Below are 18676 nucleotides of genomic sequence, written 5' to 3'. Positions count from 1 at the left end.
TTCCACTATCTTGCATTAAATCCATTTTGGTGTGTATTAACTGTACTACTATTATTAATACAGTTTGATTTATATGTCAACAAAAAATCCCCAAGATTATCCTTTGGGGATCTATCTATCCCTTGTTATTAATCAAAATTACGTCCGATTGCGCCGAGCCATCCTCATCCCCGTGGCTTTCGGACACAAATGACGCTGATTCCTGCTTTTAAGTTCACCTGAGGTTGACAGCGCCAAGCCCCCCTATCTCCCGTGGCTTTCGGACCCAGATGACGCTATTCGCACATTTTTCGTCTTTTGAGCAAAGTTTCGGACTCCTGTGCAGCTATTGCCTAGAAAAGCGCTCATTTTGCGCGTTTTTCTAGGCAATAGCGACTTTGGGGTCCGTTACAACTCCAAAAGCCGCTGATTCCCACTTTTAAGGTCATCTGAGTCCGATCGCGCCGAGCCTCCTTATCCCCGCTAGCTTTCGGACCCAGATGACCCTATTCGCACATTTTTCGTCTTTTGAGCGAAGTTTCGGACTCCAGTGCAGCTATTGCCTGGGAAGATGCCCATTTCCGGGCATCCGCTACAACAAACCTCCTAAGTAAACCAAAAAAAAGAGACGTCCCTAAGCCATTTAGGCATAGAAGACGTCCCTTTGAGTATTAGTTACTGTAATTAAGCATACCAGCCCCATACGAAGATGAAGAGCGTACCGAATATCGTAACTAAACCAACGAATAAGGCATAGGCGATATTGATGTAAAGTTCTTTCTTGGTATCTGCTGATTCACCAATATGCATGAACAGGAAGAGCTGCAAGGAAGCCTGAATGAGGGCTGTAACAAGCAGGATTGCCATGTTCGCAGTGTTGGATAGATCAAGGTAGATTACAGCAAGTGCAGCCACAGAAAGGACAAGAGAGGCTAAGAAACCCATCACATGGCGAATTGGAAACAATTGCTTCATCATGCTACATCAGTCCTTTCAGATAGACGAAGCTGAAAATAAAGATCCAGACAACGTCCAAGAAATGCCAGTACAGCGAGAAGATAAAGGATTTATTGGCCGTAGCCGGATTAATACCTTGACGCTTCAACTGGATTAGAATAGCCGCACCCCACAGGAACCCGAACGATACGTGAGCTCCGTGTGTTCCCAGCAGTACAAAGAGACTGGATAGGAAACCACTGGTTTGAAGTGTAGCCCCTTCGTGAACATAAGTGACAAACTCCATGATTTCGATACCAAGGAAGCCGAGACCCATTAGAAGGGTTAGTCCGAAAAAGACCATCATGGCTTTTTGGTAACCATGCCGCATGGCATGAACCGCAAGACCAATCGTAAACGAACTTGTCAGCAGCAGCAATGTTTCGATCATCACCGGACCAATTTCGAAAAGCTCCGGCCCGCTAGGGCCGCTGGCAAAACGGTCTACCATTACAAAGTAAACAGTGAACAACGTAGCGAACAGTGCAATCTCCGCTCCTAGAAAAACCCAGAAGCCAAAGATTTTATTACTATTCTCTTCTGTTGAGTATTCAAGCGGCTTAGACGCATCTATTTTCATACTGTCTCACCCCGCAATTTCTTTTCAGTAGCAATAACTTCTTCTGCTGGGATGTAGAATCCGTGATCCCGATCAAAGGACATAGCAGCTAGAACAATGAGGATACCTACTCCAGAGAGGATCGCTGGAATCCAAAGACTGAAGACCAGAGAGAACCCTGCGATGAAGAAGATAACACCCAGAATAAATGGTTTTCCTGTGTTGCTAGGCATATGAATCTTAGTAATCTTATCTTCAAAAAGTGGTACTTTATCTTGTTTAGCAGACCAGTATGCATCGCGTGTTTTTACATTTGGAACCACTGCGAAGTTGTAAGCTGGAATCGGGCTTTTCGTTGCCCACTCCAAAGTACGTGCATCCCATGGGTCGCCATCAGTATCTCTTGGTTCGTAACGAGTACTCCAGTAAATGTTATAAACCAGGATTACAAATCCAATCGCGAGACCGATCGCACCTACAAATGAAACCATACTCAGCGGGCCAAATCCAGTGTCCGCAGAATATGTGTATTGTCGACGGGTCATACCCTTAAGTCCGAGAATAAACAGCGGGAAGAACGATACGTTAAAGGAAATAATAATCCACCAGAAGGCATGCTTGCCAAGACGTTCATTCAGACGGAAACCGAATACTTTAGGGAACCAGTAATGGAAACCTGCGATAACGGCAAAGACCGCACCTGGAATAAGAACGTAGTGGAAATGGGCAACCAGGAACATCGTATTATGGTACTGGTAATCGGCACTGGCCATAGCCAGCATGACACCTGTTACCCCACCAATCGTAAAGATCGGAATAAAGGCCAGGGTGTATAGCATAGGTGTCGTAAAGGTTATTCGCCCTTTTCGTAAGGTGAATAGCCAGTTAAATATTTTCACACCTGTTGGTACGGCAATGGCCATGGTTGTAATCGAGAAGAAGCTGTTAACCATAGCACCTTGACCCATTGTATAGAAATGGTGAGCCCATACTAAGAAGGACAAGAGGGAAATGATCAACATACTGAATACCATGGATGTATATCCATACAGGTTCTTTTTAGAGAAGGTGGCGATAATTTCACTATAAATACCGAATGCCGGTAAGACAACGATATATACTTCAGGGTGACCCCATACCCAGAACAGGTTGGCCCATAACATATCCATACCGCCATTGGCCATCGTAAAGAATTGAGAGCCGAACAGCCGGTCGAACATCATCAACGCAAGTGCTACCGTAAGCACAGGGAAGGCGAATACGATAATTACGTTGGTGATCAATACGGACCAAGTAAACATCGGCATTTTCATCAACTTCATGCCTGGTGCACGCATTTTCAGAATCGTTACAATAAAGTTAACGCCTGTGATGAGCGTACCAATACCTGAAATTTGTAATGCGAGCGAGTAATAGTTATTACCCACCGTTGGACTGAACTCTAGACTTGCTAGCGGGAAATATGCGGACCAACCAGCATCTGGCGATCCCCCGATAACAAACGAAATGTTAAGCAGCATAGCTCCAAAGAAGAAGAGCCAGAAGCTGACAGCGTTCAGACGCGGGAAGGCAACGTCTCTAGCGCCGATTTGCAGCGGAACGATAACATTCATCAGACCGATAATAAACGGCATGGCCATAAAAAGGATCATAATCAAGCCGTGTGTTGTAAATACCTCGTTATAATGCTGTGCGTCAAGAAATTTCATGTCCGGGGCTGCTGTTTGCAGCTTCATCATAATAGCGTCAACGCCGCCGCGGAAAAGCATAAGCAATGCTGCGAGGATATACATAATCCCAATACGTTTGTGGTCAACAGTAGTCAACCATTCGCGCCATAAATATCCCCATTTTTTAAAATAGGTCAGGCCGACAATAATCCCGATCGTAGCCAGAACAATACTTGCCATAGCTCCGTATATCAAGGGTTCGCCGTGGACCTTAAATTTATCCCAATCCATTAGGAATCGCTCCTTTCAAGTTGTTCAATTAACATTGACTAGTGTCCGTCATGTGTTGTGCTCTCTTCTAATGGAGAACTAGGTGTCGGCTCATCCAGTTCTGGATTAGGCTCGGTGTTGAATTCCGTCTCACTGGATGGTGCTGGAGTCGGGTGAATTTCTTTATTATCCTGATGCTCCATGCTTCCGTTATCCGTATCCATTTCAGTGCCACCATTACTCATATGGTCACCATGGCTTCCCGGAGGCGGGCTAAAGGATAAGTGAGTATTCGTATACGTTTTACGTCCGACATGTTCCATTTCCAAAAGACCTTTAAATTCATCTTCCGTCAGTGGACCCGCCGTTTCTTTAACGTCTTTCACCCATTCCTGATAATCCTTATCTGTCATCGCAAGTGTTTCAAACTCCATGTGGGCAAAGCCCTTACCATTAAAGTTCGCATTTCTTCCGACATAAGAACCTACAGTATCAGCTGAAAGATGCAAGGTTGTGATCATGTCGCTCATCGCGTATTTTTGTCCTCCCAATTGTGGGATCCAAAGACTTGAGATTGTACCGAAAGAATACAATCTGAACTCTACAGCGCGGTGAACTGGAATATTAACGTAGTTTACTGTTTCGATCCCTTCCTCTGGATAGCTGAAATGCCATTTCCAGTTAGAGGAGGAAGCATAGATTACAAGCGGTTTCTGATCTTTATAATCCGCTGCAACATTTTCTACATCTACTGTTGTTTTGACGGTGACTACGGAGAGGAATGCCACGATAATAATCGGAATGGTAATCCAGATAGCCTCCAGCCATTTGTTTCCTTCCTCGTGAGGAGGAATATAATCTTCGTTGCTTTTTTTGGCACGGTATTTCAGAAGCACGAAGACATATAAGATGTAGACAACTGCCAGAACACCGAGCATCATAACAATGGAGAGAATGATCGTGTCAGATAAAGTTCTTGCAGCCGGCCCCTTCGGATTCAGAACAGCGATTGAACTGCATCCTGGCAAGAGTAAAATTAGGCTGAGAAATAAAGCGTATAACGGTCCCTTTTTGTTCATGCTTAAGCTCCTTCCTTCAATACTTCTTTTATTAACCCTCAACATTAACCTTTATATATAGTAAGAATTTATGGGGAAGAAAGCAAAAGACTTATTTTTCCATTTAATCTAAAAAAGACCTTAATAATGGCGAACAAGTTAAATATGTGTGATCAATTTGTTACAAGTTTCTAATAGTATGATAAAGATCACTGTAACGGCGCTGTTTATGGGTTGAAAATTTCCGTTCAAACTTTGTTCAATAGTTTACTAAAGTTGCTAATTTGGACACATCTATTTTGCGCAAAACGGGGTTATTTTAACCATTTTTGTTGATGCGTCAGTATTTAGCCGGAGTTACGTGCTTTTTATGATTGTGGTTGAAATCACAGTTAACTACTAAAAGGTAACAAATTATTCTGCTGGGGGTTACAATCTCTCAAATTTCATTCTATCAATGTATGATAAGGTAATAGACAAATATACATAGATAGGAGATTTTTGACGATGTCTTTAAAGAAAGTATGGCTATTATTAATCGTATTATTCATAGGTTCTGGATCAATACGAGCGATAGATTCAGTGAATGCAGCAGGTGCAGGCTCCCTTAGGTTAGGTGTGAACGATAAGTTAACAACTATTGAAGCAGTTTCGGTAAAAGATACCTATTACGTTCCTCTACGTGATCTGTCACAGGAACTTAAGTTAACGCTAACTGGAGTGAGTGATGGGATAAAAGTTACAGGTCAGAACAGATCAATCAAACTGCTGAATGATCATGCAACAGCTACTCTAAGCGATGGAAAGACCATATCCATGAATACATTTTTGAAAAACGGAAAAACCATGGTTCCACTGAAATTGACTTCTTATCTTGGTTTCGGAATTTCCTTTAAAGCAGATCAAAATTTATTGCGTGTAAAAGATGGCTCAGCTACATTAGATGATGCAACATTTGTGAGTAAATTTAAAAAGGAAATGAAGCCAACCGCAACTCCTGGAACTTCTACGCCAACTGTTGGGAAGCAAGGTAAGACCGTATACCTCACCTTTGATGATGGACCAACGGCCACTACTTCTACATTGCTTGATATTTTGGCAAAATATGATGCGAAGGCAACTTTTTTCATGATCGGACCGAATATGAACCAGCATACTACGCAAGTGAAACGGATTGCGAATGAAGGGCATGGTCTCGCATTGCATGGAATGACGCACCGGAAAGAGAAGTTTTATGCTTCACCTGCCGCTGCACTGGGTGAGATGGATAACGATAACGCCATTTTGAAAAAGATTACAGGTCAAAGCACCACACTAATTCGTCCTCCTTATGGAAGCAAACCTTATTTCACAAAGACCTTTAGAGATAAAGTGTTGGCTCAAGGTTATCATCTGTGGGATTGGAACGTGGACTCTGAGGATTGGAAATACAAGGATGCTAGTACGACGATCTATAATTCGGTTATGAATCAGGTTCATAAGCTGCAGAAATCGCAGACCAATCCAGTTATTCTGATGCATGATCAAAAGGCTACACTTAAAGTGCTTCCTCGTATTTTAGAGTCATTGAAAAAAGAAGGATATACCTTCCACGTCATTAGCTCAGATCTGAAACCTCTGAATTTCTGGAAGGATACACGCTGAGTTTTTATTAAAAATCAAGAGGGCATCCCCACAGCTGTGAACTAGCTGTGGGGATGCCCTCTTTTTTTCAGGTCTTGATCTAAAAACTAATTTTTATTTAATCCGATCACATTCGCGCTCCCGAGTTTTTCTATCGGACCCAGATGACCTTAATTGCTGGATTTGCCACTGTTTCGGGTGCTATCGGACCCCATAGCCGCTATTGGTGCAAAAAACACCAGTTTTCAGCGTTTTCCACACCAATAGCTGCGCTGGTGTCCGAAACTTCGCTACAAAGGCGATAAATGGGCAAATAGCGTCAACTGAGTAGTCCGGAACTCACCCCAATGCCACTAAATGGGCAATTAGCGGCTACTGTGTCCTATAGCCTGTGGGGGTGAGTATAAGCCCACGTTATCGGACCCAGATGACCTTAATTGCTGGATTTAGCTATATTTCGGACGCTATCGGACCTCATAGCCGCTATTGATGCGAAATAAACCAGTTTTCAGCGTTTTCCACACCAATAGCTGCGCTGGTGTCCGAAACTTCGCCCCAATGGCGATAAATGGGCAAATAGCGGCGGCTGTGTCCGATAGCCTGTGGGGGTAAGCATAAGCCCACATTATCGGACCCAGATGACCTTAAACTGGGGAATATCAAGTAGATAGTGTGTTTAAAAAACTAGAGAACAGCCGGGGACACTAGGGGTACGGGGTACGGGGTACGGGGTACGGGGTACGGGGTACGGGGTACGGGGTACGGGGTACGGGGTACGGGGTACGGGGTACGGGGTACGGGGTACGGGGTACGGGGTACGGGGTACGGGGTACGGGGTACGGGGTACGGGGTACGGAGTACGGGGTACGGGGTACGGGGTACGGTTTACAGGTTACGGGGTACGAGCATACCGATCATCGCCGAAGTTTTTATTGTTTCCATCCCTCTGTCTTGCCTGCCAATAGTGTCGCTGGAGGTCACATAGCATATGTTTGCCCGCAACCTACTGAAACCAACTTACATCTCTCCCACCTTGACCAACTGAGACCAACTGGCTCGCGCTTGCTCCCAATCTGCTATAACCACAAACAGCAGAGCAGCGATCTCCGTTACTGGAGAACCGCTGCTCTGCTGGTTTTAACAATATTATGAAGCCTATAGTTTGAAGCTGGACAATGTCTTTTGCAGATCTTCTGCGAGCACCGCTAAATACTGAGCTGAAGCCGACATTTCCTCCATTGCGGATAGTTGCTCCTGACTCGCTGCACTTGTGTCCTGAACACCTTCTGCGCCTTTACTAGATATAACGTTGACCTGTTCCATAGCTGCTGCCACACCTTGTGATTCTAAGGCGACATGAGCAACCGCTTCTCTGATCTCCGCTGTCTGCAGGGTAGCTTCTTTAATGGAAGTCTGAATCTCATGAAAGGCTTGAGATACCAGATGACTTTGAACTACGCCATTAGTGACTAGCTCAGTCCCCAAAGCCATGGATTCTACTGCGCTTTCGGTTTGCTTTTGAATATGTGTAATAATATCTGTAACCCGCAAAGAACTATTTCTAGTTGCTTCCGCCAGATTTCGTATTTCTCCAGCAACTACAGCAAATCCCCGTCCATGCTCCCCAGCTCGTGCCGCTTCTATAGAAGCATTGAGTGCAAGCAGATTCGTCTGTGTAGCAATACCGTTAATCGTTGTAATAATTGTATTAATCTCTTGTGACAATGTCCCCAGATTAGAAACAATCTCCTGACTCTGAGTTACACTGAGGTCAATTTCCTTCATCTGCACAATGATTTGATCTACAGCCTCTACCCCACGATCTGATGAACCAGAGACCACCCCCATAAGGTCTGACATTTCATAGCTGCTGCCCTCTACGGCTGCAATATCATTGGTCATTGCTTTTATGGAACGTGTTGTATTGTTAATGCTCTCTGTCTGTTCATCAAAACCCGCCGCAATCTCTCCAGAAGATACAGCGATCATTTGTGAAGCCAATGAGGTCTGCTCAGCACTAGCGCTCATCTCTTCCGATGAAGCTGACAGCAGTTCTGCACTCTCTGCAATTCCTTGCATCATCTTCCGCAAGCCCTGCAGCATATTGTTAAATGAACTGTTAATTTGGCCAATCTCATCCTTGGCGGTGTACGTTGCTATTACGGTCAAATCTCCATCTTCTGCCCGCTTCATTAGTCCTTGCAGTTCTTTAAGGGGTTTTGTTATCAGTCGAATAATTGCAATACTAATTACGAAACAAATCACCCAGGCGAACGTAATCATTATGGTATTGTTTACCCGCATGCTTTTAGCGGTTGCCATGGAATCTGAATTGTGTTCATCAGCATCTTTAAGCAAAGAATCACTAATTCCTTTAAGTAGGTTGATCATTTTTTCACGGGATTCGTTAAATTCGCCTGAAAATACTTTATAGGCCTCTTGATTATGATTACTATCAGCAATCTTTATAATGTTATCCCGCTGTGCACGATAATCTGGCAAAAAGGACTCATACTCTTTGATTTTACTTACAATAGCAGGATCATTATACTGAATCGCTTTCACCTTGTTCATAAGTTCATTATTATCCTGAACCTTCACTTGAATACTCTCAGAAAGTTCTTTGTTTTTGCTGGCATTTACGCTAATCAAACGCTCCAAAAGATAGGATTCAATAGCCCGATTATTCGTACGCATCTGCCCTACGTAAGAAACAGGCAATAAATTTTCATTATATGTCTCATTTGTTTTTTCGGCCATTCGGGTCATCGTGATGATGCCTATGCCCCCTACAACATTCACCATGATTACAGCGAATACCAAAAGCAACCCTATTTTGTATTTCACTTTCAAATTTTTCATCTACACTCCGCCTTCACATTATCTTATGATCTATCTATTTTTATCGGTCGGAAGGGCTAAGAGTTTGATGATTTTTTAAATATTGTGTCGAATAAAAGTATATATTGTCATAAAACGACTTTTCCAAAAAAATAAAAGGGCGGGCACCCGATCCGCTATTACTCCGAATCCCTGTGCCCGCCTAATTAATCATTCCTCTTCCTTATTCTCCAGAGGTATAGTACCAGTACAAAGTATCACTGTTCTGCAAAATATAACTGTCTGCACTGATGCTTGGATCAGCATCCCGGTTCGTTTTATACTTCCATCCGCTGCTTGGGCCTCCGTCAAATTCAGCCAATCCGTCAATAGATTTCACGTAGATGCTTCCAACGTTGCCGGATGATACTACCTTGGTGCCTAATTGACTGACTAGTAAGCTATAAGCCGTTTCGCCCTCTTTTAGAGCTACTGTTGTACTGGCTAGGATGGTTCCCTTCCGGCTATCTCCAATCACTGAAAGGGTAGCGGTAGCTTTAGCTGGAGCAATAACAGACGATCCAACAGTCAGAGACTGAGTATAACGCGCTACGCTCGGTACGCTGTCTTTAACATAACCGGTAACAGTCATTGTATAGCTATTTGCCGGGAGACCCCCCTCAACAACAGCTACACCTTGTTCATTCGTGATTACCTTCTTATCACCAATCGAAACCTGCACACCTGCAGCTGGTGAGGTAACCGGATCAGAAGTGAAGCTGTCCTGATTCCACACCCACTTTTTCTGGGAAACCTTTACGGTAAAAGCTTCATTAGCTTTTGGCTGCGTTGGGGAAAGCGCCACAGAATCTATAACCTGTGTATTTTCACCTGCATAATAGACAAGCACACGATCGGATTCCTGTAGTTCGAACGCATCCATACCCACACTTGGATATATCCACTCCCCGCCGCGTGATACTACGAAGCTCCACCATCCGTCGTAAGTACCTTGCGAAACTCCATGGATACCTGATACAAAGTTGCCATAAGACGATTTGGTGATATCTACTTTAAAATCATCGGTAGATCCTAGTTGCTGCAACGCTTCAAGAGCATTGGAGGCTTTTAAAGTCCCTTCACTAATCAATCCTTCCGGGCCTTCAACGGTAAGAGAAGCTGTTACATTCTTAGAAGTTACCTTTATAGCTTTTGTATATTTAGCAACCGTTGGCGCTTTACCTTCGCGGTAGCCAGTTACAGACAGTGTATAGTCACCTGCGGGCACATTTCCTGAGAATACGGCCTCACCTTTAGCATTCGTCGTTACCGTGTGAGCTCCAATTTGGACCTGAACACCCGCAGCTTTTGCCGTTACAGGAGAGGTAGTATTCGTAGCAGCGTCCCATTTCCACGTCTTACTAGTTACAGTGACAGTAAAAGAATCGCCCTCTTTAAGATTTTGTTTGGAAAGGGTAACGGAATCCACAAGTTTAGTGTCATCTCCGGCATAATAAACCAGTACCTGATCTGAATCTTTAAGTACAAAATCACTCATGCCTACATCGGGATTAATCCATTTTCCGTCACGTGATACAACATACATCCATCCGTCATAACCACCAAAGCTTCCAGCAGCAATACTTCCGATGCCAGTCACATAACTGCCCGAAGGATTCGTGATCGGCAAGTTCGTTTGAAGCGCCAGCTTCTCTAACGCTCCAAGTGCGTTGCCAGCATAGGCGTACCCTTGTGCCAACGTGGCCCGTGGTCCCTCAATCGTTACAGGAGCGTAGATGAGTGAGCTCTGAACGGAGGATTTGGAAAAATCGTATAGCTTACTGTTGCTTCCTTTATACAGCAAATTATACGCAACCAGCGCCTGAAGTCCTTGCTCTGTCGCCAGAACATTACTGCTTCCACCACGGCTATGGGTGAAGCTACCATCAGCTAGACGATAGCTAAGCAGGTTCTCCATTAGATCCACTTTGTTTTTGGTGTATTCTAATCCACTAGGATCAACTCCGAAGGATGCGAGTCCAAGGATTGCTTGTGCGCTACTTTCAGCACTGTCACCGTAACCCCCATGGCTATCTTGAGCTGCAGATAACCAAGCTACGGCTTGTAGCCCTGCTAAGTAGGCTTCGGGATTATTTTTATGTGCCGCCAGAGCCGTCAAGGTTATCGCTGTCATATCAGGCTCACTTGCGCCTGAGGTTAATGCAAAGCCCCCATCCGGATTCTGTTTGGAGAGAATCTCCGTAAGGAGCTTATCCGCCGTCCATTTCGCGTCACTTGGGATATTATATTTACCAGAATCCAGCGCAAGTAAAGCATATACCGGATTATTTAGCGTCTGTTCACTGAGCTTGCTGTTATTATAAATTTTCTCAATCAGATTATAGCCAGGAGTCGTTCCGTTACCAGCAAAGCTAGTAGGATCTGCACCAATCGCTCTCACTGCGAGCACGATTCGAGCATAATCGGTTACATTGGCGAAATTGCCAGCTGCATCCTTTACTTTTTTCTCAAGCTCTGAATGGTAACTGGCTGGCAGCTTATATCCTGCTTGCGCTAATCCAATAGCTTGCCAATCCGATTGCACGCCACCTTTCAAGAGATATTCTGCAGCCGCATAAGTCGCATCCGCAACATTAATCCGCTCCGCAGCAGTTGCTTCCAGACCGGAGCCAGCGCTCGCTTCTGCAAATATTTGTCCTGCCGGAGCAAGAGATGTTCCTAGAATTGAAATGACCATGAATAAGGCCAGCCCAAGTGCTACAAACTTGGAAGACATGATTTTCTTCATTGTTTAACCTCTTTCTGTATAAGAATGGGTACTGCTGGGAATAAGACGCATAACATAAAGACCGCCCCTTTGGAGGGCGGTCAGGGAAGATTACAAATCGAGGCTGAGGCGCTTGCTTCCTGCCAACAGTCCATCTGTATATGTTCCACATTCTTACCCCACGAAGAATAGAAACGCTCACGAAAAAGGCAGGTCTCCTGGCTGATGCTTCATCGCTGTTCTTCACCTTCCCACCCTACCTTAGGGGCAGTGGCTTATAGAAGAAAAACTCCGCACATACAGTGGCGGGACCGCGCCGGACTCTTGCACCGGACTTCCCTTTTAAGCAGACGACTAGATTGATAGAGTCTGCACCTTTTCCAGTATGTAGTATCTTATTTTGACATCCATAATCATATCTATTAATACATAGCATGTCTATAGAAAAGCTTAGTAAGGGCAGCAAAAAAATGAACAGCAATACGCCACCTGCCGGTAGGTATTGCTGTTCAGAAAGCTTGTTATTCGACTGTTCCTTCCGGACTTGCAGTTGGGGAAGGTTCAGCACTTGAATCAGAAGCTGGTGGAATATTAGGATCGGGATCTACGATCAATGTAAATCTTCCGGCTTTGATCATACTTTTCTCTAAAATTGTCGCTCCAGGCTCCAATGTAACCTCAACCTGATAGGAAGGTTGTTCCCCTTCAGTCACAGCTGTTGCGGAAGGCAACCCAGTGCTGTCCTCAGCATCAGAGGAAGGCGTAGGAGACGGAGATACATCAGCTACAGCATTAGTAGCATCTGCACCTTCTGCTGTTCCTCCAGTAGTGCCAGCGGCATCTGACTCGTCAGCGGCGTTTCTCTCATCCGTCCCATCCGTTGACGGCACTGGACAAGTCCCATTCGTAGCAGCGACCTTAAAGCTTTTATCTATCTCTGTAGACGAAGACATTAAACTAATCTCAGTCGGTTGAAACTGCACACAGTCATCTGCACTTGCGAAGGTGAACACCAATATGCTGCTCCCCTTATCTCCTTCGCCGCTCTGATCCTTCAAGTATACTGAAGCCGGAGGCAGCACATTGCCTGCACTCTGAACAGGGGTCGGCTCAGGGCTTGTTCCCGGCAGAGCCGTCTTCGTATCATCCGGACGCAGCATACTGAATACGATAATTGCAATAATCACCAGAATACCCGTAATGGAGCCGGAGATTAAGAGTCGAAATCGGCTGCGGCTGATCCAGCGCGCCAGCGGGGAAGCCAGTTGGGAGCGGGCTTCATTGTACACATTTTGCAGAGCAGGCCGAGCTGCCGCGACATAGTTCTTTCGGAATTCCCGATTCTTGAACGCTTCACGATCACTGCTCAGGAAATACTTCAGAATCGCCTTACGGTAACCCGGTTGCAGCTTTTTATTCGAAACCGTAAATAAAGGATTGCCTTGCGACCAAGCAAAAAACCGATAGATGATTTCTTTGTCGGAACCGGCTTTACGCTTTAACAGCTCCAGAAGCGCATCGTAATCCAGCGGACCCCCTTCACGCTGAGTTGTATAGTAAAAGGCTAGCGGAAGCCGTTCAAAGGGTTCTAGAACACGCGCCTCTTTTAGCAAACGACGACCCAGTAGCTGCACATCATCTAGTTCCTGCGGAGACAATCCTGTAAAAATCTCTTCATTTGGCTTCTCTTCACCAAACCAGCGGTAAGCGGCACGCAGCGCATTCTCTTTCTGCTTGCTAATCCTATCCAGTGGCGGCTGCCAATCGACAACATTACCATACCGTAAAAAAACTACCTCCAGAAGCTCCTCCTGCGTCATATCAGAAAGCGATAAGCGGTTCAGTAAGAATCTATCTGCTGAAGCAGCAAGATCCTGCATTAGGGAGAGTGCCTTAGGAGCAACTCCTGTTCCTTTGCGGCGATCTTTTTCTGCCTTATCTACAATTTCATGAATTTCCGCCACAGAAGCCACCGGATCATGCTCCAGCTGAAGCTTTTCTAGCAAATAATCCTTCACAGCATTTTGAGCAAAAGACTGCTCTAACGCCACTGGCAGGAACCGCCCCCAATGGAGCACAAAGCTCAGAATATCCGCAGATCTGGACGCCGCAGCTAGTCTTGATTCCATATAAGGCTCAAGTAGCTGCTTACGGAAATAAGTTTCAGACATCACGCGCTGGAAGTAAGCTGCACTTAACTCATCATTACTCTCAATGATCCCGTAAGCAGCACTCAAAATATCCTTGCGGCCCGCTTCCACACTATGAAGCATCCCATTGATGAAATAATCCACGATTCTGACCCTGTAATTGTGATCCTTAAGTACAAAATACTCTTTAAAGCATTCCATAATCGCCGGATCTGGCACATTTCTTTGCCGAATCAGATCAAATTCCCGGTCAAACCGTTCTAAGAAAATATCATTCAAGCGGATTCTAGAATGAATTGCACCGTCTGGCTTTAGGTATGAAAGCAAACCACTTAGCACCGCACTCTTGTTTTCCGTATATAAATGCTCGTTCCCTTGCTCAATCTCATAAAAGATAGCCAGCTCATTATAGAAAGAAAGAGATAGCTTGTGCTCAGGACTCTCTCCACGCAGAATCTGATCGGCGAAGCTTACGAAGTCGTTAATATCTCCTGGATTCAGCAGTAACAGCTTCCATACCAAATCAGCATAAGGCTGGCGGGACTCGCCAAAATCGACATTCCCCATCCGTCCGGAAGCCAAATCAAAGGTATAATCCTTCTCAATACTGCGGTCACCGGGACGAAGTGAACCTTTTTCCACAAAGCTAAGATGTATATATTTACGGCTTTGCGGTTCATTCGCATACGTAATCACGCCTAATCTACGGCGGAATTCATACGGCAGCACGCTATACAGAATTTCTGTAAGCTCCACCGCCCGCGCGGACAACTCGGTGATAGGTACGTTTAGAGCCACGTAGATTTTTTTCTTACCTGCTACAGAGAGCATTACCGCTTGCAATAACGCCTTGAATATCCCTTCATCAATCCCTAGCAAGCGTAAGCCTGCGATTGGATCCGGGCTGCGGTCTGTGCGAACAACTGGAATAGAGGGCAGCTCCGGCAAGGTTCCACCAAGCTCTCCAGTATAACGCTCTGCAAAATCAGCATGCAGCCAGTCTCCATAGCTCTGCACAATTTCTTCGGAACGTGAAGCAGGTACTACATAGTTATGTGCAAAAAAAGCGCTTCGTTGGCCTGTGAAATCGGCCGCTTGATAACGACTAAGCCCAATAACTGTATCCCCGTTCTCAGCATGAAATAGGTGCAGCGCACCAGGATATGCAGCCTCATCCTTCTCCCCACGCGCGGTTAACTCCGCAGGAGCATCGTAGAGGCAGAAGGGATGAAGGATTTTTTTCACAAAATTATTGTCTAGACTATCTGATTTCGCTACCGTATCGAAGCCTTCTGTGGAACGAAACACTCCGCGACGTTCGCGGGTGTACATCTGTTGGGCGATTGTTGACCCTGAGAAAACATTCACGGGCCGTCGCTCCCCTCAATATACTTCAGCTTATGCAGCAGCCAAATAAAAGGCTCGTCTACACGAATCGGGCTTACTACACCCTCAATCTTTTGATTCACAGGGTTGCTGCCCAACGCAGATACTGCAAAATAACCCGTATTCGCGAAATAAACATCCATTGTATCTTTAAAGGGTCTGTCCACCTTACCAATAAATCTGCGAATTTCCCCGTCGATATTATGAAACTCGTCCATGTTTAATGTTTTGCGGTGAACATAGTTATTGAACACATTGCTGTTAGACTTGATGTAATCGCCATCTTCATCCTTGAGTGAATGCAGCATATCACTTTTGGCAAGCACAACCGCTGTTGGAATGTCTGTTTTGCTCTTTTCCTGATAGGCAATAAAATCACCGAACATCGTCAGCACCACATCGCGTGGCTCGTCATATTGTGAGACCCATTCTCCCGGGCGGTCACCGATGTTAATATGAATCTTTTCACGGATAGAACGGATTTGCAGCGGATCGACCATAAACAAAATACCCGCTGAGTTCTTGATATGCTGACCATGAAGTCCAAGATAATCCTGATCCACCATACCCTCACCTGCTACATCAAAGAATACAAGTGTCAGTGGCGGTTTATTTTCATCCTTAAAGACAAATTGAAAGATAAAAGGCTCCTGCATTTTTTCCTTCTGTGTAGAAGCCAGCAGATCCCCACGCTCAAAAAGCGGTTCCTCATACAATGTACGGAACTTACGGCTAATTTCTGCATTAAGCGGCATACAAGCGGCATCAAAATGACCTGCTGTAGTATGCTGCAATGTGTGGATCAGCGAGGTCATATACACCGATTTCCCGACTTGGGATGCCCCGATAATCGAGATGATGTTACTTGGCACCTTCCCGGCAGTCACCGGCAGCTCATTATGGCAGGACGGGCAAAGCCGTCTGCGCGTAAGCACACCGTAACGATCCGTAAGCCCAGTTAACACATGATCTGTGTAATGATGATATTCTTCCGGAATATCTGCCGGGTTGATAATCGCTTCTATGTCATCTACCGTATCAAGCCCGAAGCGCTCACGGTATTTGTTCAAGGCGTCATCCTCACCCAATGCGTAATTTTCATCGTCCTCCCGGCTGTGCATAGCCCGAAAGACGACATCCTCCGGAGAGAACTTGGTGAAGCAATACGGACACACTATATCGTAAAAAAGCGGCCGCGGCTCCGGCTGATTCTTTTTCATAAAACGGCTAAAAAAAGACATCTACTCATCCTCCCAAAAGTTGTATCTACGTACTTGCTATGAACGCACTGCTCATTACCCGCTTGTACGCGTAGACCAAGTCTCACTCCGGTACCAATTCGTAATAAAGCCCATATTTCTTGCCATCGGTGAAAAAGATGCGTACAAAATCATCCTTACCGATTTCAATCGGTGGAAGTACATTGCGTCCAGGAGCGAAATCCTGGACGAAGGGAAAGAGAATACCATCCTCTTTCCCTGACGGATGCCCTCCACGTTTCTTGACATAACAGAGGACATCCCGTGCCACGGGCACTTCTGCCGTAATCGCCATATGTACGGTCTTTTGTTTTCCGAATAAGGCCTTTTTTTGTTGAATGGAATAATAGATCCGGGCTTTGCCTGCACTGACCATCACCCGGTTCACACCATCATTTTGCCTCACCAGGGCAGTCTCACCGTTCTCAGCAAGACGAGCAAATATCGTATAGGATATCAGACCGATCTCATCCAATCGATCACGATAACCATTGTTAGATTTGTATTCCTCACGAGTGTAGAGCTTCATACCGATCGGCGGATCATCTCCGGTTCCCATGTCAGCCGCTTCTGCGGAGGTTTTGTGGATGTACACCGCCTGCACGCCGTCCGGCCAGCGCCATCTCAGCGTACAGAATCGGTCATCCACTTGGGATGTCACATCCGTTATTCCCGGAGCGGAAGCATTAACCTCGGCGTACCTCATTACTGTAAACCCCTTTCCGCTACACTAGAATCCTTTGCTGTTCCGGTTTCTGCGCCGACCCGGAAAGTTATCCGATGCTGGTGCAGGCGCTGCGTTATTGTTTCTTCTATTTCGATAAATACGTCCTTCACCTACCGGAATGACGCCTGTAAATAATGCAATAATAGCAGCTAATATAAGAACAGCCAGAAGACGAATAAGACTATCTGTAAAGGAGTCACCGCTAAGTCCAAATTCCAGAATCAGTCCTGCGAACAAGCCTGATATTACGCCGCCAATCCCAAAGCTTTTAGCCAAATGACGGTTATCAAACATAATTCCCAGACCTAATCCAAGCGCAGCCCCCATCAACATCAATGATAATATACGAACCGCAGCATAATAAGGACTGTCTGCCGTTGAATCACTGCGCTCAGTTAGCAGCGTCCGATCTCCCAGACGGTCATAGATCTGCTGGAACACATCGCCCAGAAGGGCTGAATCCTTGACATCATAATAGTGTCCGCCTGTCACTCTCGCAATATCCTGCAACAGCTGATTGCCTGCTGGATCATTCAGGCCCAGACCAATGGTATTCACGGCAATACCGCGCTCTACATAAGCCTGCAACTCTCTTGTGGTATCGAAATTACTCACTCCGTCAGACAACAAGATGACCATAGCTCCTTGGTCTTTTTTGCCGTCACTATCAATTTCCTTGAGTGCCTCCGAGACTGCACCGCTAATATTCGTGCCGCCTTCGGTTGGCTGCAGATTATCGATTGCAGTCAGCACCTTCTCACGATTCTCCGAATTTGAAAGTGGCGTTAAAGGCTGGACAACTACAGCTTCGTTGTTAAAGGTCACCACGGCCACCTTATTGTCAGTGTCCATTTTTGTAATTAACGCTTTTGCTGCTGAATACCGGCTATTATCGGGATCACTCTGCGTCATACTGCCTGAGTCATCGATAGCCATCACCACATTCTTAACCGGTCTGGCACCGCCAAAATTCAGTTCATAAACGAACTCCGTTAAGGCTCCAACTCCAAGTGCAAGAACAATCATCAGAGGCAGCAGCTTCCACGATAACCCCAGGTAGCGTTGTTTCCATGAAGCTCCGTTCAGTCGTGGCGAGATCATCTCTGCAAGCAGGCAGCCTACACCGACACCCAGCGCCACAATGGCAAAATAAATACCCACAAGCAGGATGGAAGGCAGATCGTTATACCAGCTTAGCAGCCATTCGCCAAAAAGAAAGGCGACCCCGCCGCCGATCAGACTGAAGAAGAGCAGCAGCAGATTGATTTTTCTCTGCATCGTTATACTTCCTTTCCGGGTAAAATCTGAATTGTACTCTTATCCTTTAACATTCCGGGGGTTATGCTGCCTGATAAACGGGCTACCCGGATGTGCTATCATCCCCCAGATTG

The 18676-nt window shown here is 45.6% G+C and carries 11 protein-coding genes and 1 riboswitch; of the genes, 1 reads left to right on the top strand and 10 read right to left on the bottom strand.

Annotation, left to right across the window (positions count from 1 at the left end; genetic code table 11):
* Window positions 1–663: 663 nt before the first annotated feature.
* The 4 genes from qoxD to qoxA are packed head-to-tail and all read right to left on the bottom strand — an operon-like array spanning window position 664 to window position 4553.
* A complete protein-coding gene (qoxD, locus tag NSQ66_RS04535; RefSeq protein WP_036680878.1) occupies window positions 664–954 on the bottom strand; it encodes a cytochrome aa3 quinol oxidase subunit IV in 291 nt (96 codons plus the stop codon).
* A gap of 4 nt (window positions 955–958) precedes the next feature.
* Window positions 959–1555: a cytochrome aa3 quinol oxidase subunit III gene (qoxC, locus tag NSQ66_RS04530; protein ID WP_036680826.1), complete on the bottom strand. Its 597-nt coding sequence runs from the start codon at window positions 1553–1555 to the stop codon at window positions 959–961.
* Window positions 1552–3495, bottom strand: coding sequence for a cytochrome aa3 quinol oxidase subunit I (gene qoxB / locus NSQ66_RS04525; RefSeq protein WP_036680823.1), 1944 nt, complete (start codon window positions 3493–3495; stop codon window positions 1552–1554). The genes qoxC and qoxB overlap by 4 nt, the downstream gene beginning before the upstream one ends.
* Before the next feature lie 38 nt (window positions 3496–3533).
* Complete coding sequence (gene qoxA, locus NSQ66_RS04520; protein WP_036680822.1) at window positions 3534–4553, bottom strand: cytochrome aa3 quinol oxidase subunit II; 1020 nt, start codon at window positions 4551–4553, stop codon at window positions 3534–3536.
* Window positions 4554–5039: 486 nt separating this feature from the next.
* On the opposite strand from qoxA, the gene NSQ66_RS04515 reads away from it, so the two are divergent.
* Window positions 5040–6176, top strand: a complete 1137-nt coding sequence (locus NSQ66_RS04515) for a polysaccharide deacetylase (protein WP_076104213.1) — start codon at window positions 5040–5042, stop codon at window positions 6174–6176.
* A 1134-nt stretch (window positions 6177–7310) separates the two neighbouring features.
* Here NSQ66_RS04515 and NSQ66_RS04510 read toward each other — a convergent pair.
* The 6 genes from NSQ66_RS04510 to NSQ66_RS04485 all read right to left on the bottom strand — a co-directional run bounded on the left by NSQ66_RS04510 (window position 7311) and on the right by NSQ66_RS04485 (window position 18563).
* Window positions 7311–9017 carry a methyl-accepting chemotaxis protein gene (locus NSQ66_RS04510; protein WP_094903429.1) on the bottom strand — a complete coding sequence of 569 codons (1707 nt, stop codon included), beginning with the start codon at window positions 9015–9017 and terminating at the stop codon, window positions 7311–7313.
* Window positions 9018–9219: 202 nt separating this feature from the next.
* A complete protein-coding gene (locus NSQ66_RS04505; RefSeq protein ID WP_339279596.1) occupies window positions 9220–11784 on the bottom strand; it encodes a DUF4430 domain-containing protein in 2565 nt (854 codons plus the stop codon).
* Between the two features lie 169 nt (window positions 11785–11953).
* A riboswitch (cobalamin riboswitch) is annotated at window positions 11954–12157 on the bottom strand.
* 127 nt (window positions 12158–12284) lie between these two features.
* Window positions 12285–15281, bottom strand: a complete 2997-nt coding sequence (locus tag NSQ66_RS04500) for a hypothetical protein (RefSeq protein ID WP_076137120.1) — start codon at window positions 15279–15281, stop codon at window positions 12285–12287.
* Window positions 15278–16540, bottom strand: coding sequence for a hypothetical protein (locus NSQ66_RS04495; RefSeq protein ID WP_076129587.1), 1263 nt, complete (start codon window positions 16538–16540; stop codon window positions 15278–15280). The genes NSQ66_RS04500 and NSQ66_RS04495 overlap by 4 nt, the downstream gene beginning before the upstream one ends.
* 82 nt (window positions 16541–16622) lie before the next feature.
* On the bottom strand, window positions 16623–17264 hold the full coding sequence (locus tag NSQ66_RS04490; protein WP_339279593.1) for a beta-mannanase: 642 nt from the start codon (window positions 17262–17264) through the stop codon (window positions 16623–16625).
* A gap of 24 nt (window positions 17265–17288) precedes the next feature.
* Window positions 17289–18563, bottom strand: coding sequence for a VWA domain-containing protein (locus NSQ66_RS04485; RefSeq protein WP_036680812.1), 1275 nt, complete (start codon window positions 18561–18563; stop codon window positions 17289–17291).
* Window positions 18564–18676: the final 113 nt, after the last annotated feature.

It is taken from the genome of Paenibacillus sp. FSL H3-0329 (assembly GCF_037963285.1).
Classification (GTDB): domain Bacteria; phylum Bacillota; class Bacilli; order Paenibacillales; family Paenibacillaceae; genus Paenibacillus_AQ; species Paenibacillus_AQ odorifer.
This window is presented reverse-complemented; position numbering and strand designations above follow the sequence as displayed.